Source organism: Ornithinibacillus xuwenensis, from assembly GCF_039614845.1.
GTDB classification, from domain to species: domain Bacteria; phylum Bacillota; class Bacilli; order Bacillales; family Amphibacillaceae; genus Ornithinibacillus; species Ornithinibacillus xuwenensis.
Window position 1 is genome coordinate 631,799 of sequence record NZ_JBDIML010000001.1, and the last position, 14,571, is coordinate 646,369.

General features: G+C 33.3%; 22 protein-coding genes and 1 pseudogene. 7 read left to right on the forward strand and 16 right to left on the reverse strand.

Annotated elements, in window-relative coordinates; genetic code table 11:
• Positions 1-60: 60 nt before the first annotated feature.
• Positions 61-477 (reverse strand): hypothetical protein, encoded by a 417-nt coding sequence (locus ABC228_RS03775; RefSeq protein ID WP_345823747.1) that lies wholly within the window; start codon positions 475-477, stop codon positions 61-63.
• A 153-nt stretch (positions 478-630) separates the two neighbouring features.
• Here ABC228_RS03775 and ABC228_RS03780 point away from each other — a divergent pair, with 153 nt between their 5' ends.
• The gene (locus ABC228_RS03780; protein ID WP_345823748.1) at positions 631-1,125 is read left to right on the forward strand and encodes a CBO0543 family protein; all 495 of its coding nucleotides are present in this window, start codon (positions 631-633) and stop codon (positions 1,123-1,125) included.
• Positions 1,126-1,211: 86 nt separating this feature from the next.
• Here ABC228_RS03780 and ABC228_RS03785 read toward each other — a convergent pair whose 3' ends face one another.
• Positions 1,212-1,874: a hypothetical protein gene (locus ABC228_RS03785; protein ID WP_345823749.1), complete on the reverse strand. Its 663-nt coding sequence runs from the start codon at positions 1,872-1,874 to the stop codon at positions 1,212-1,214.
• Between the two features lie 161 nt (positions 1,875-2,035).
• Here ABC228_RS03785 and ABC228_RS03790 point away from each other — a divergent pair, with 161 nt between their 5' ends.
• Positions 2,036-2,233, forward strand: coding sequence for a hypothetical protein (locus ABC228_RS03790; RefSeq protein ID WP_345823750.1), 198 nt, complete (start codon positions 2,036-2,038; stop codon positions 2,231-2,233).
• Between the two features lie 185 nt (positions 2,234-2,418).
• Here ABC228_RS03790 and ABC228_RS03795 read toward each other — a convergent pair whose 3' ends face one another.
• From ABC228_RS03795 to ABC228_RS03850, 12 genes are all read right to left on the reverse strand, one after another.
• Positions 2,419-2,646 carry a hypothetical protein gene (locus ABC228_RS03795; protein ID WP_345823751.1) on the reverse strand — a complete coding sequence of 76 codons (228 nt, stop codon included), beginning with the start codon at positions 2,644-2,646 and terminating at the stop codon, positions 2,419-2,421.
• Between the two features lie 255 nt (positions 2,647-2,901).
• Positions 2,902-3,357, reverse strand: coding sequence for a DinB family protein (locus ABC228_RS03800; protein ID WP_345823752.1), 456 nt, complete (start codon positions 3,355-3,357; stop codon positions 2,902-2,904).
• A 112-nt stretch (positions 3,358-3,469) separates the two neighbouring features.
• On the reverse strand, positions 3,470-3,853 hold the full coding sequence (locus ABC228_RS03805) for a VOC family protein (protein ID WP_345823753.1): 384 nt from the start codon (positions 3,851-3,853) through the stop codon (positions 3,470-3,472).
• 26 nt (positions 3,854-3,879) lie between these two features.
• Positions 3,880-4,353 carry a hypothetical protein gene (locus ABC228_RS03810; protein WP_345823754.1) on the reverse strand — a complete coding sequence of 158 codons (474 nt, stop codon included), beginning with the start codon at positions 4,351-4,353 and terminating at the stop codon, positions 3,880-3,882.
• Between the two features lie 173 nt (positions 4,354-4,526).
• Positions 4,527-4,853 carry a hypothetical protein gene (locus tag ABC228_RS03815; protein ID WP_345823755.1) on the reverse strand — a complete coding sequence of 109 codons (327 nt, stop codon included), beginning with the start codon at positions 4,851-4,853 and terminating at the stop codon, positions 4,527-4,529.
• A gap of 36 nt (positions 4,854-4,889) precedes the next feature.
• Positions 4,890-5,135, reverse strand: coding sequence for a hypothetical protein (locus ABC228_RS03820; RefSeq protein ID WP_345823756.1), 246 nt, complete (start codon positions 5,133-5,135; stop codon positions 4,890-4,892).
• 292 nt (positions 5,136-5,427) lie between these two features.
• Positions 5,428-5,889, reverse strand: a complete 462-nt coding sequence (locus ABC228_RS03825; RefSeq protein ID WP_345823757.1) for a hypothetical protein — start codon at positions 5,887-5,889, stop codon at positions 5,428-5,430.
• A 408-nt stretch (positions 5,890-6,297) separates the two neighbouring features.
• Positions 6,298-6,855, reverse strand: coding sequence for a histidine phosphatase family protein (locus tag ABC228_RS03830; protein WP_345823758.1), 558 nt, complete (start codon positions 6,853-6,855; stop codon positions 6,298-6,300).
• 28 nt (positions 6,856-6,883) lie between these two features.
• A complete protein-coding gene (locus tag ABC228_RS03835) occupies positions 6,884-7,663 on the reverse strand; it encodes a class I SAM-dependent methyltransferase (protein WP_345823759.1) in 780 nt (259 codons plus the stop codon).
• A 111-nt stretch (positions 7,664-7,774) separates the two neighbouring features.
• Positions 7,775-7,897: a hypothetical protein gene (locus ABC228_RS03840; protein ID WP_345823760.1), complete on the reverse strand. Its 123-nt coding sequence runs from the start codon at positions 7,895-7,897 to the stop codon at positions 7,775-7,777.
• Between the two features lie 162 nt (positions 7,898-8,059).
• Positions 8,060-8,515: a GNAT family N-acetyltransferase gene (locus ABC228_RS03845; RefSeq protein ID WP_345823761.1), complete on the reverse strand. Its 456-nt coding sequence runs from the start codon at positions 8,513-8,515 to the stop codon at positions 8,060-8,062.
• A 26-nt stretch (positions 8,516-8,541) separates the two neighbouring features.
• Positions 8,542-9,315, reverse strand: a complete 774-nt coding sequence (locus ABC228_RS03850; protein WP_345823762.1) for a tyrosine-protein phosphatase — start codon at positions 9,313-9,315, stop codon at positions 8,542-8,544.
• A gap of 277 nt (positions 9,316-9,592) precedes the next feature.
• On the opposite strand from ABC228_RS03850, the gene ABC228_RS03855 reads away from it, so the two are divergent.
• Both ABC228_RS03855 and ABC228_RS03860 read left to right on the forward strand, forming a co-directional pair.
• Positions 9,593-9,913 (forward strand): hypothetical protein, encoded by a 321-nt coding sequence (locus ABC228_RS03855; RefSeq protein WP_345823763.1) that lies wholly within the window; start codon positions 9,593-9,595, stop codon positions 9,911-9,913.
• Positions 9,914-10,207: 294 nt separating this feature from the next.
• Positions 10,208-10,480 carry a hypothetical protein gene (locus ABC228_RS03860; protein WP_345823764.1) on the forward strand — a complete coding sequence of 91 codons (273 nt, stop codon included), beginning with the start codon at positions 10,208-10,210 and terminating at the stop codon, positions 10,478-10,480.
• Between the two features lie 55 nt (positions 10,481-10,535).
• Here ABC228_RS03860 and ABC228_RS03865 read toward each other — a convergent pair whose 3' ends face one another.
• Positions 10,536-11,945: a vWA domain-containing protein gene (locus ABC228_RS03865; RefSeq protein WP_345823765.1), complete on the reverse strand. Its 1,410-nt coding sequence runs from the start codon at positions 11,943-11,945 to the stop codon at positions 10,536-10,538.
• Positions 11,946-12,280: 335 nt separating this feature from the next.
• On the opposite strand from ABC228_RS03865, the gene ABC228_RS03870 reads away from it, so the two are divergent.
• From ABC228_RS03870 to ABC228_RS03880, 3 genes are all read left to right on the forward strand, one after another.
• Positions 12,281-12,775, forward strand: coding sequence for a L,D-transpeptidase family protein (locus ABC228_RS03870; protein WP_345823766.1), 495 nt, complete (start codon positions 12,281-12,283; stop codon positions 12,773-12,775).
• A 240-nt stretch (positions 12,776-13,015) separates the two neighbouring features.
• The gene (locus ABC228_RS03875; RefSeq protein ID WP_345823767.1) at positions 13,016-13,552 is read left to right on the forward strand and encodes a ribonuclease H-like YkuK family protein; all 537 of its coding nucleotides are present in this window, start codon (positions 13,016-13,018) and stop codon (positions 13,550-13,552) included.
• Between the two features lie 154 nt (positions 13,553-13,706).
• Positions 13,707-13,874 carry a hypothetical protein gene (locus ABC228_RS03880; protein WP_345823768.1) on the forward strand — a complete coding sequence of 56 codons (168 nt, stop codon included), beginning with the start codon at positions 13,707-13,709 and terminating at the stop codon, positions 13,872-13,874.
• Positions 13,875-13,922: 48 nt separating this feature from the next.
• Here the strand turns inward: ABC228_RS03880 and ABC228_RS19080 are convergent.
• Positions 13,923-14,521 (reverse strand): annotated as a pseudogene (locus ABC228_RS19080) (DNA alkylation repair protein).
• Between the last annotated feature and the right edge of the window lie 50 nt (positions 14,522-14,571).

Sequence of the window (14,571 nt, forward strand, 5' to 3'; positions counted from 1 at the left end):
CAATACTATTTTCGTTTTTTTAGTAAATTAACGATGACTATCTCACAATAAGCTTAACCTTTAATCATTAGTTCTCTCAAAGAGATTATCTAAATAGTCAATATCAATACGTTGAAATTCATCTGTATAAAAGAACCCTTTATACCGTATTTTATTTTTACTATTTATTATTATTTCTTTATACACTTCACTGTTTTCATTGTAAATTTCTAATCTGAATCTATAGCCTAAGTACCCTATACTTGGTTTTCCTTTCTGAAATTTAATTTCGTTAAGGTTAGAAATAATATGTTGCTTCTGTGTATCATCTGTAATGGTAACGGATTCACCACGATTACCATCAAAAATTTCTATCTTCGTAACCTCCGACGACTTAATGGTAATTATGTTCTTAGGTATATAGGTAGTCGCATATAACCCAGCAAAAATAAAAACTAGTGTGAAACATATTATCAGTATCTTTTTTCTTTTACGCAATTGACATCTCCTCATTTCAGACCCTATGGCCACATCGTTATATATTTATTTCAATCATTAAAAGTAAACATGTATTCATCTGGTTATCTAATTCTAATAAAGCCTCCACATAAAACAGATAAAAATATACAAAATAAGGAGGAGGTGGTTAATATGAAAAAAAAGAGCTATGGTCCTTATAAATTATTAATACTAACTACGGTAGCTGGAATATTATTATTACCGTTTGCAATTGTAAAACGGTCATTTAAAGATTGGGTAATTGTATATTTGGTTAGTGCTATCGGTAACTATGGAGCTGATAAATATCTAGTAAGCAAAGGATATATTAAATATAAAATGAAGCCATTTAAACGGTTAAAGATTCATTTGCCTTTTGACTACATACATTATCCGTTAATGCTGCTCTACTATAATCAATGGACTCTAAACAGTAAACCACTTGGAATACTATTTAAGCTTTTTCCTTTCGTCATCCCACAAATACTGATTGAAACACTAGTGGAAAAAAATACAAAGCTAATAACTTGGCGAAAGGGATGGACCTGGTACCACTCATTAATCAGTGTTATCATAAAACTTTTGTTATGTCGATCAATCATCGCTAGTATTCGTATCATTAATAAAGGTAAGATTTCTGTAAAGTAGTACTTAAAATTGTTTTACGGGTTCTCCACGCAATTTTTACAATTTGCTATTGTGCTTTTTGCAACCTAACGAACTGCGTGGAGAGTTTATAGTTCGCCTTTGAATTTCTTATTAAATTCTTTTATCCAGTTCATATCAATTTCTCCATTAACTACTTGATAAAAATCTTCACCTACTATAATCTCTTTCTCATTTAAAACCCTTACGATTGTTGGATTTGTAATATCATGATAAATAGTAAAGCTAAAGCTATCTCTCCCTAGTATTTCATCCGTGTTAACCCGTTTAACATCATATCTCCCTAGGAAATTCAGTAGTTCCTCAACTGTTTGACCCTCATTGGTAATCCATTCATATGCTTCATTCTCGGATACTTGATTATGATTTTCAGTAAATCCTAGAAAGTCAAAGTCTATTGCTGTATATCTGATCACATCTTCCAAATTCTTTTCACTATAGTAGCTTATACTATGTATACACAAATAAATCAAAACAATGGTGAGTAGTGTAATGATAAAGGTTCTAAAATTGTTATGATGTTTCAGCCCCTTCATTAGTAAATATTTTGTTAGTTTATCAGATAAAATTGCAGTTAACGGAATAATTACTATGAAATAAAGTAATAGTGTTAGTATAGAGCTGAAGCTACTCCATGGTATAAAATAGTTGAAAATAAACGAATAAATAGACGAATTTATCACGAGCAGTATCATAATAAATATCCAAAATAAAACCGTTCGTTTTTCCATCTTTCCTCCTTTATTTCATCGCTCTCTCTAACATTTTCATATCCGAAACGTTAAAAGAGACGTGTCAATCCTAAGAACCCTCAAATGTGTTTGTATATTTTAAATAATTTGACAAATGAACCTGTGAAGAGTGTATAATAAATGCATAGGAGGTTTTATGTATGCAAGTTTGGATGCTCATACTAATTAACTTCGGGATATTATTAATAGTAGCGATTACCTTCGATTATATTGCCAAAAAGAAGAAGCGTTACTTTGACCCAGAACAAGGCATTAAATCCACAAGTCAATCAGAACAAATCTATAAAGAACAGCACCTAAAACAAACAATAAACGATATTAATGACCCAAATTTATAAACAATGCATGTATCAATGCATTGTTTTTTTGTACTTCCTGTCTAATAATATCGACTAATCGTATTTCAGCTGATTATTGGCCTTTTGCTATTTTTTTCAGTTCCCTTGAACATCCTGAAAGCCTCTATTAACATTCCAAGTTCTCCTTCTTCTAAAAGCATATTAAATCTTCAAAGCCATCTTTATTACTTTTTTAATACATCCAAAACGACATAACCAAATATGATACCGGCTATCGTCGTAATTGTTGGACTGCCAATTAGGATAATTTCTGGAATAAGCATACCCTCTTGCCCCAGTGGTGTGTAAGGTAATATAGACATGATAACAATATAGAAGGAAGGTAATCCTACAACTGCGAACTTGATCCAATCAAATGTCCACGGGTTTTTCTCAATAATTTCTATTATCAATTTAGGCAACCTTAACAATATGCCGATTACAACTGGGAATATAGCTAGGAACAAAATGGAAGGAAGTAAATGAAAATCCATTGTTCCTTCGATTCTTAATTTATTTTGATACTGAATTCCCCAGTATATGATACCCCCAATAGTTACTGTGCAGACCAAATAGCCTAAGAAACGTATAATAATCTGTATCCCTCCTGAGAAAAAATTGTTATGATGTGTTCCGACTTAACCATTTAAAGATATTGTTGTCTGTACTTACCCTTTTACACCATTTTTTGGGTCCCATGAATCATGTAATTTCCTAATGTAAATAATTTGACCGGTATGATATGTCGTATGAATTGTAAGGTGTGCTAGTTCGATTGCTTTACTATCAGATTCAGTTAGATCAGACTGCTCAACTACACGCTTCCATTCATTCATAATATGGGTTATTCGTTTAACGGTTTCAGACCATGATAATGCACCTTTGTTTTCAAAGGTATTTGTTTCAGCAGAACTTTCATTCTTCATTCCTTTAAACCAATTTAAGTAGCGCTCATTATAAAATATTAAGTGATTTACGATTTCGAAAATCGAGTTAGAAGTACCGTTTGGTTTCCAACTTGCTTGTTCTTTACTAACACCATCAATTGCGTTTAGCAAGGAAACAAACCACGTATTTTCGTGACAAGCATCTAACTGTGCTAACAAAATTTCTTTACTATTCACGATTTCAACTCCCTTTGATGAGATAATAATTATAAGGAAAAACTTTGTTGCAGGATAACCCTTACGCTTTCATTACGGATAGACATTACTGCTAAAGATATGGTAAACGTGTTTAACTAAAACATGAGCATACCATTAAGATATTCCCATCTGGATCCTTGAAACTAAAGTCTGATAGATCAGGATACGTTTGAATCTCTGTAACTATTTCTCCACCTAGTTCTTTCACATGTTCGTATGCAGCATTAATATTGCTCGTGCTAAGATTAAACAACGGTTGATTGGATGGTACCAGTTTACACGAATCATCCAGACTATGATCATCAAGCGTTAATCCTGGTCTCCCTTCCCCCATATTAAAAGTATAAATGGGGCTTATTATTTCAGTCTCAGATACTTCAAACCCAAATAATTGGCTGTACCATTTTACAGACTTCTTTAGGTTAGTAACATGAATAAAAATTGTGTCTACTCTCTTCTCGATTGCTATTGTCATACAAACTCACTCCATTTTAATAAAGGTTATATATATAATTGTGTTTTTCTATATACGCTAATGTTTTCGTTCCCCCAAGTAGAAATCAATTTTTCTAATGTTACAATTTGCCATGGATTTATAAACGACTGGCCATCTTTATTAAAGAAGTATCCATCTCCCAAATAGAAAGTGGCGTGAAGTAATGCATTCTCTTCGCCCTTCCATACCAATACGTCTTTTGGATTCAAACTGCGAATAGAACTAGAATCTAAAGCATCGTAATGATAATTTACTAGCCCGTGAAAAAAGCTATCTTGCGTAACCCATTTTGTAATAATCCAGTTTATCTGAACATCACTCTCTGATAGTGCTGCAAGTGTAGAAGCTAAACAATTTGCACCATTAGCATTCCAAAAAGTATTAAAATAGGAAGCTAAATGAGGATAAATTTTCTTTAACTCAATCATTTTTTGATTACTTAATTCAATTTCATCAAGGTATATTTTTGTTATCTCCATTAGCAATTCACATTTAAGATATGTTGGTAAAATTAGCCACAATGAATATTGTAGTACTATAAATCTATTAGACTCAATTGAAAATGAATAGAATTCTAATGACTATAGTACATCATTAATTTGTTCGGATTCCATTCTATCTATAATCGATTGAAGAATATCCCATTTATAAACTAAACGCTGTTAACTGTTTTTTGTATTTCAAAAATCTCTCTGCGCATCTTTTCATTTAACGTTAAAATATGATTAGGAGGTAGAATGCACACCATGGTAACATCTTTTGTTATCTGCCATTGCCGATAACTATTTACAGTGTCAAACTCATTAAAATAAGGATTTTGATAAAAATTATCTGCTGGCATAACCAATGCGTTAGATCCAAATGCATCTATTAGTGATTTATTCTCTTCTGTAAAGAAATACAAGTCATACTTAGGAACTGCTTTTTGAATCCAATCATTCAAAATATCTCTGTTAATGGAAACCCCTTTTATTTCCATATTCATTCTCCTTACATTCTGAATACGTTATTCTCACTATCTTTTATTCTTAAATTTAATCTCATTTCCACGTTTGAAGTTCCCCGTTACTTTTGCCAATAGTAATTGAATGGATTTATCATTCTGAGCAGAGCTAATCCTCCGAAGAAGCCTTTCTGCTTCTTTTCCTTTTAGGATTTTCACTTGTTTTCCATGATAGTCTATGAAAACCGTATTATCCTTATTAACTCGATAGCTAAAAGGAGCATCTTCCAAACGATTCCTTTTGTTAATATTATCCAATACATTTCCCCCATCTCATTTCTTTCAACTTAATTAAGCGTTTTTCACAAGAAGAAGTTAGTAATTGGGATTATTTTCTAATATATATAATGTTAACATAATTTAGATAAATTGGATTACTAATTTCCTTCTTTAGTAAAAAAGACCGATATCTATTTATTATTCTTGTTGTGACTAGGTAATGGGGTATGAAAACGCATGAACTAGAGGTTTGGGGCTAAATATTTAATTGGTGGTCAAAGAAGTTGAGGATTTCCAATCTTTGGATGTGCTATGGATAAAAGTTGAAGGTTTATCGGGATGATGATTCATCCATTTTTTCCAGAGTATGATAATCTTTCGTTTTAATAATCGTAATACGATGGTGATTAGCGAATCCAACTAATTGTTGATAACCAGTCAGAGGTTCAAGAACAGCTAATCTAAGATTAAACCCTTTCTTTGTTTTGATAACTGCTCCCTTTTTAGCCCAGCCAACTCGTAGTAATTTCATAGAAATGATTTGATTGGGTAGAATATTTTTATTTACAATAGACTTGTTGAACAATAAGATTTGGTGTACAAGTTTCTCATCATAAATAATAAATTTAAAGCGGAAAGAACCGAGTATAATTGCCAATAGCAAAGTTGATAAAATCGTTAGAATCGATATACCGAAAAAGTCAGTAATCATCTGCCAGAAAATAATTATTGCGACATAACCAATAATCATAAGCCTTTGAGGTCGTATCGTATAGACCATTTTATCTATCATCCTTTATTATCCTGATTTAGCTGCCCATATCACTATTATAAATCATCGTGGTATTTGTTTTGAGGACCGTGAGATTTCTGATGTGTTTCCAGTTATTCGTCCATCAGATTATATATCCTCTATTTCTGTTAACATTTCGTGATTAAAAGTACTTGAATCGTTTAACACATTTTCTTCATATTGTTTACGCCAGTATTTACTATAATAAAAATTAAATGGACAAGGATGCTGCCAGTTTAGTAAATGATCTTCATGGAGGGAACTAATTTCAATTGGATACGGGGAATTGGAATGAGTTAATAAAAACATCGTTTACAGTTGTAATTCATAAGCTATTCCCCTTTGTAGCCAATCCCATATGTTTACTTTGAAGCGATGTAACTAGCTGAGTCACAAAATGCATCATTCTTACAATCTCGTTTGTATCCATACTTGTTCATAAGTGACTTCATCGCTGGTCATCTTTAGGAGGTATACATCTGGATTACTGAGGCTTCTCCAATCCTCAAATCCGAAATTTTCATCATAGTACTTTAATAATAATGCCATTAGGTTTCCATGAGTCACAATTATCGTAGTATCACTTGTGCTTTGAAACACATCTTCTACTACCCGAACAATTCGGTTCATTGCCTCCTGGCTTGACTCCCCACCTTCAAGCTTTAAAGCCATGTTTTCAAATGTTTGTTTTAGTTTCACTAACCAATCCTCTAGGGGTTTATTACTTAATATTCGTTCTGTTAAATTACTATTTGTTTCAATGTTTATGTTTCTTTTAGTAACTATTGGATCAATAGATTGAATAGCACGTTTATATGGGCTTGATATGATACGGTCAATTCTAAGATTATCAAATAGTCTAGCTAATTCAAACGCTTGTTCTTTTCCTGTTTTTGTTAGTTTTGCTTCAGGTGACTGTCCTTCCGCTTGACAATGCCTGACTACATATATTCGCTTAACCATCATTCCACCCATATTCCTTCAATTACTGTAATCAAACGTTTATTTCAATTGTTCCATAATGAAATAGCGAAGTCTTTCGTTTATGTTGTATAAATCCTAACTTATCGAACCTTTCACTCTTCCAATGGTCCTTTAAAATGATTCGTTGCTTTGCCACTCGTTTTGCTTCCGCTATAACAGCAGGAGTAATTTCTGTTGTGAGCACTTGCTTTCTAATGGCATTAATCCCGTCTGAGTTCTCGATAGCCGACTCAAACATTGGATCAAAGTAAATCACATCAATCGAATCGGATTTTGCTTGCTGTAAATATGTGAAATGTTCTTGATGAATAACTTTAACTTTCCGCATCGCTTCATCAAACAATTTATGACCGCTTGAAAATGATGATAATCCTTCTTTTGCTAAGAAATATAACGTATGATTTCCTTCAATTCCAGTAACACTTCCACTCTCTCCAACCGCTATACTTGCAATAATACTATCAGAGGCAAGACCTAGCGTACAATCTAGAACAGACATTCCTTCCGTTAACCTCGCTGATTTTATAAATGGCTCTTCCTCACCTTTAAAGATACGCTTTGCTCGAATCATGGCTAAATTTGGATGAAAAAACAAATTCGTCTCATTTGCTAAAGTCGATATTACGAGACGATCCTTGCCGACAATCGCAATGTCATCATGATATATTTCCTTTAAACGATCCACCGAAACGCCTTTTCTATCCTTATATGATAACCCAAAACTGGAAGCCAGTCTCTTTGCTTTCGATATCAAGTCAATTGATGTACGACCTGCTGTTGTTATAATCATGCTTCTTCGTTCCTATTCCCAGTTAGATTGATAAATAATCTATTCGCTTATTAAATAATATTTCCGCTTCTATAATAGCCTAACCCTCATCACCATAAATGAGAAATAGGGTTATTTTAAGTTGTCAATTTCACTTCGCAGCAATTGATTTTCTGCCTCCAGTTCATTTAACCGTTTATGTATACGATAAAACAGTGGTGCATAGCCAATTATAATAATAATTAATATCCCCATTGAATACCCCCATCCATTCCATTTAAAGAATAGTTTCTGTTCTAATTATACATATTAACATAAAATCCCAATAATGTTGTCCCATATTTCAGAATTGAGTAAAAATAGGGAATGGTGATGAAATCCGCTCCCTTATCCGCTTAATAATATCGGATTTTCCTTTTACTCTAACTCTAGAGATAATCGAATCATATCCTTACACTGGATACCATTTTCATAGATTTCTTCTGCGTAATGGTTTATAAAATAGTCAAACTCTATACTTGTAATCCGAAATCCACATTTTTGATAAAAAGCTAACTGGCTAATACTTGAATTTCCAGTTCCAACTTCTAACCTTTTAAATCCATTTTTCTGTGCTCTCTGTTTTGCATGGATAACTAATTGTTTCCCAATTCCTTGGTCCTGCATATAAGCAGCAACTGCAATATTCACAATCTCAACTGTACTAGCATCTTTCTGTAGTAGTACACAAATTCCAATTATTTTGTTTTCAACTAACGCAACCACACATTCTGATTCCTTGATATATTTCTCAATCAAGCTAGTTGATGGATCCGCTAATAATAGTAAGTCCATTGGAGGTTCTTCATGCTTTTGTAAGATTCGTATTTCCATCTCATCACCTTATTACAATTTATCTATTATACTAATAAATGAGTCTTTAATTTATGGATATCCTCATTCGTTAGACCAAGCACTTCCTTTGAATATTGATCCATACTACCATAATTCATTTCCATTTCTTCAAAAAACGCTTGAAGATATTCCACCCGCGCCTCAAACAGAGCATCCAGAACATCCTGCTCTATATCTGGTAAATTATTATAGCCAATTTCATTAAAGTTTTCTGCCATTTTTTCCAACGTTTGATTGGTATAAAGATAATCCTTTATAATTAGCTCTCGAGAAACTCCTAGAACACTAAGAATTAGGGCTGAAACGACACCAGTTCTATCTTTTCCAGCCATACAGTGGAATAGAGATGGCTTATCTGGTTCATCAAGTAATAACTGGAATACCTTCTGGAAAGATTTCTTATAAGACACCATATTTCGATTTAATGTCAGTAATAGTTCTCCGGGCTTCGTATTTCTTAAAAGGTCTCCAAAAGCTGTTTGTTCTCCTACCTGATCGATTAACATGTCGTCAGAAATAATTGGTGTGTGATACCAAACTGCATGTTCAATAGACGGATCAGGAAATCGATCAATCTCATCAAGTCCACGTAAGTCTAATATTTTTTTAATTCCAAGATTTTTTACAAGCTCTAGGTCCTTTTCGGTTAATTTGTTTATATTTCCTGAACGATATAGCATGCCACTTTTAACGCTTCTACCATTCTCTGTTGGATAACCACCCATATCACGGAAGTTAAAACTACCTTCTAGCACATATTCTTGAATTAATTTTTCCATCCAGCATCATCCTCTACAACAAAATAACAATGAGTATATAAATCAATAAAATTATACATTATACAAAATTTTATATCTAAGTTAAGCTATCCTAACTACAGAAAAATTAACTTTTGAAAATTAATGTGTGGCTTTATGGATTCTTTACATGTTATAATCATAAAATTAAATGCTATAGTGACAGGTATAATTATTAAAAAAAATTATCCTGTCCACTGTATAAAAAAGTTTTCAAGGGCATATTGTAGCAGTATCCCTTTTAAAGGTAGTGAATAACATGAGTCGATATCTTATTCTAGTAACCTTTTTATTTTGTTTATTTATCAATAATCTGTTTATTAATCATCATAACGATTTAGCCATGCAGCAAGATAGTATTATAGAATACCAGGCATCAATCGATTTTAGTTCTGTTGAGAATAGCGATAGTGATAAATTTGTCTTTGGTACTATTTTAGCAGGAATTAGTATTGTAACGCTTTACATTTATCAGAGTATTCCTTTTACTGCAAGAATACAAATGCGAAGGAAACAACTACTGCCGGTATTTTATCAATCAAATTATGTTATCCATTCTCTTTTGAATCAAAACAATTAAATGTTTCATTCAAAGGAGGATATTCAAGATGATGTGGGTTCGATTTATTATGATGGGTTTGTTTTCTGTTACGGCAATATTATTAATGTCGTATCAGGGAGTAGAAATTTTTCAAGCCTTTAGTGATTACTTTAAAAATAAATCATAGTACTTTTTATGAAAAGTGTAAGGTTATACAGTGACCTTACACTTTTTTTGGGATTTCTATAGATAAACAGGCTACATTATTATTCATACACTAATAAACTAAATATTGTAAACGAAAAATTTATTATTTTAGAAAGGATTGTGCGTATGAATAACCAGTTGCAAAACATTTCGACTCAAGAAGGAAATGTTCAATATGTAGATGAGAGAGTATTTGGAAGACCTTTTTATGGAAGGCGACCCTATTGGGGATATCGACCATTTTACGGTTACAATAGACCATTTTATGGCGGCTTTGGTGGACCATTCCTTGGCGGAGTTTTAGGCGGCCTATTAGGAAGTACACTATTTTATCCTCCGTATGGGTATGGTTACGGCGGTTATGGATATCCCCCGTACTATGGTGGGTTTTATTGGTAAAAGGATTCCTCATGGAGAAATGCTATCATCTGATAGCATTTCTTTAGATAATACACTATTCTTTTTTGACAATCTGTTCCATTTCATCTACCCATTTGTTCACTCGTGCTTTAATGTCATCCGCCACATTGTCTATCTCATTTAGCTTACTCGTTTGCAACTCCCTAATTGTCTCTAGCCTTATACTATAATAATTTGAAGTAATAGTTGAAATCTCTGTAGCTACTTTTAATGGGACAAGATCATTCTTCGATATTACTTCTATCACCCTATCATATCGTTCCCTTTCTTTTTCAATAATGGCACGAACTTTTTCATGATAAGCCTGATAACGATCCCTTTCGTCTAATACAGCCCATGGTCCTGGGGCTTTTGTGTGAGCCCACGCTAGCTCTCCTAATGATGGTAACCATTCATATTCGATGGTCTCTTGGATTTCATCTGCATTATTGGCTGCAAAATACTTACCATTACCAGCTTCTGAAACAGCCACTAATTGATCCTCTGCTTGTTGATCAACATTAAAGCCAATAATATTTACTGAGCGATTTTCGTTCTCCTTCACAAAATTTTCTGCAGCTTGAACTGGATTTCCATCACAAGTTTCAACCCCGTCACTCACAACGTATACAGTAATAGGACTATTTACATCACCGCTCATTTCAGTTGCCTTATTAATGGCTCCAGCAAGTGGTGTCCACCCTTTACTCACAAAGGATGATAAGGACCTATCAAATTCGTCTTCATTATATGCTCCCATTGGATATATTTCTTGAATACCTTGACAGGATAATGCCTTATGGTTTTCTGACTCTGACCCTTTATGACCATAGACAACTAACGATAATTCACTTTCTTGACCTATTGCATCTGCAAATCGTTTGACAGCATCTTTTGCAATATTCATTTTCACTTCATTATCAATACTCTGAAGCATACTCGAGCTTGCGTCCAATAAAATAATAGCTTGACCAATTTCCTGACCATTCTCTGCTGTTGAACTGATCCTTTGTGGGTCTGGTAGATAAGGATCCTCGAAATTCGGCTTGAATGCTTCAGCCATCTCAATGGCTTCTTTGTAGTTTGAACTTCCTACCAAGTAAGTAATCAATTTTACTAGCTCTTCAGGACTTTCAGTTTGACCTGTTATACTCGTTAAATGTTCCGCTAATTCAGCTTCTATACTAGTCATCAATTGATTTGTATCCATTTCGATTTCTTTATTAAGTGAAATATCAGTCATTAATATACCACCAACTTGATTTTTTAAATCTTCAGTAGAAGCTGCTAATGTTATAGAACTCACTTCTTTCAGTATTGAACCGTTTCCTTCATTATTGTCTGTTTTATTCTCCACTGTTGATTCAATGGGTGGATCATTTATATCTTTCTTACCATCCCCATCACTGCAAGAAGTAATGATGAATAGCAGACTAATCATTATTATTATGATTAAAATACGCAATGAAAACACTCCTTACTAGTACATTTGAGTAAAGTTTCATCTAGATTTACTTCTTCCCCAGTTCATGTATGTTTCGTATTTATCGTATTTTCTCCAATTAGTTAGAGTGAAGCTAATAGCTTTCGTTCAGAAAAAATCTATAAATCTAGCTTGTCTGTAAAATAAATATCAGTCAATCATACTTTACTACCAAATTCTACTAGTTAGATGCAACTAACCTTTTCTAATACTGAGCAGTACAACTAATCAAGATTGACGAGTTTGCCAATATATTTATGTAACAAGTTGAAACACACACATACAATGAAGTAAGAAAAAACACTTGGAGGTGTAGGATGATCCATATCGTAAAGCAAGGAGAAACTTTAAACCAAATCGCACGAGATTATCGTACGCCATTACCTGCTATCATCACAGCTAATACAATCATAAACCCTAATGTTATTTATCCTGGTCAATCAATTATCATACCAGGCCTTCCTTCACCTAGCACAATACCTTTTCATATAGAAGTTTCAGTTTCTAAGCGATTGCTCATGCTTTATCATAATAATATTATACAAAGAGAATATCCCATTGCAGTTGGAAGAATTCTTCATGATACACCTATTGGTGATTACATTATTATTAATAAAGCCCCTAATCCGGGTGGACCATTTGGAACGATGTGGATGAGTTTATCGAAAGAGCATTATGGTATACATGGTACTAACGCTCCAAGCTCTATCGGAAAAGCAGTTTCAAGAGGTTGCATTCGAATGTATAATCAGGATGTAGAAGCGCTCTCCACTCTGGTTCCAATTGGCACACGTGTTTCCATTAGACCTTAACATCTTTATAGCTATGAAACATAATACCCATAAAGCTTCTATATCTTCCCCTTAGTATTAATAGAGAACCTCTTCACCGTGGATCACGTAATTGCCTTTCTAACTCCTGCCGTAGCCTTGATAGTGATAGTCATCCTCCTCCATAAATAAAAAACTTTTACATGAATTTAAAGAATAGTAATCAGTAGATTTCTTATAATAAGACTATAAGCTCTCATTTTCCTCCTAGGAGGTATAAATATGACAAACCTAAGAGTGTTAGATTTCACTTTTCAAAATTTAAGCCAAAAGAGCATGACTTTTGAAGAGGTATTTAGTAATATTCTTCACTTCATGAAAAAAGATCCGAACGGTAGGTACCGATTAATATTCGGTACTGATTCACAAGTGCACACAACCTACACCAGATTCATAACTGGTATTGTTATTCAATGTGAATCTAAGGGTGCTTGGGCATGTATTCGAAAAGTAATCGTACCTAGAAAAATGAAAAATTTGCATGAAAGAATTTCGTATGAAACAACTTTAACAGAGGAAGTTTTCTCCATGTTTTCAGAGGAAAAAAAAGAACAGCTTATCAATATTGTTCTACCCAATATATACAAGGGTGCCTCTTTTACGATTGAGGGGCATGTTGACATTGGTAGTACTTCAAAAAATAAAACAAGAATTTTTGTAAATGAAATGGTTGGAAGAATGGAGTCATTAGGTATTGAACCAAAAATAAAACCTGATTCCTTTGTGGCAAGTTCTTATGCCAATCGGTTTACGAAATAATTGTTTGATACCTCTATCTCTCCAACATGTTAACGTCCATATTCACGTTGACAACTTCAGGTCCTTCATTATATGTATAAGTTATTTTCTAATTATTTTGTGTTCTATGCCAAGCTCATCTTACAATACGATGATTTTAGGAGGTAAAAAAATTGTGAAATCAATCGATTGGCAACTGATACTCTTTGTCGGTGTATCAACACTGCATGATTATTGGATTTATTGGGGCTTGCCACGGATTTATTACTATGAAATGAAGAAGGAGGGACTCTCGAGTATCAACAGCGATGATGATGACAATATAAATAAAAGAATTGCTTAATATCATCAACGAGCAGCTTACATAATAAACTGCTCGATTCCTTTTGAATTAGGTTAAATATTTACTCCCTTCACGGACACTAAGTTTTGCTAATTCATTCTCAGCAATAAAATTCTTCACCGATTCAGGATTAGTTTTGGAATATTCTCGTAGAGCCCAACCAATAGCTTTTTGAATAAAGAATTCCCGACTATTGGCATTTCTTCTTATGTATGTATACAATAGCTGTTCATTCGTATACTTTTTATATTTAAGCTGAAACAATATGGATGTTCTTCTTAACCACATATTCGAATCCGTTGACCATTTTTCTATTTTTTCTTGAATGACCTCAGGATGTTCCATGGCAATTTTCCGATAGGTTTTTGTGCGAGCATATCAACGGTATCCCACCAAGATTTTGTAGTAATTAAACTTTCCATTAGTGTGAGGTGTTTTATCGATATATTACGTAATGATTTATCTATATAATCAAGTGCAATATTCTGATATTCTCGTTCATTTTTATCCCATAGCGCTAATACAAAGGCAGAATCAAACGGTTTTTTCAAAAGATTGGTTTCTTGAAAAAACCTATTGGAAATTTTCTTTCTTTCTGGTGCTTTGATTCCAAAAAAGGGAAACTGATTTTTCATATACTTTTCCATTTGATAAGCATTGTCTGAATTTCTATTTGCTTCAAGTTCATCAGTTAGCT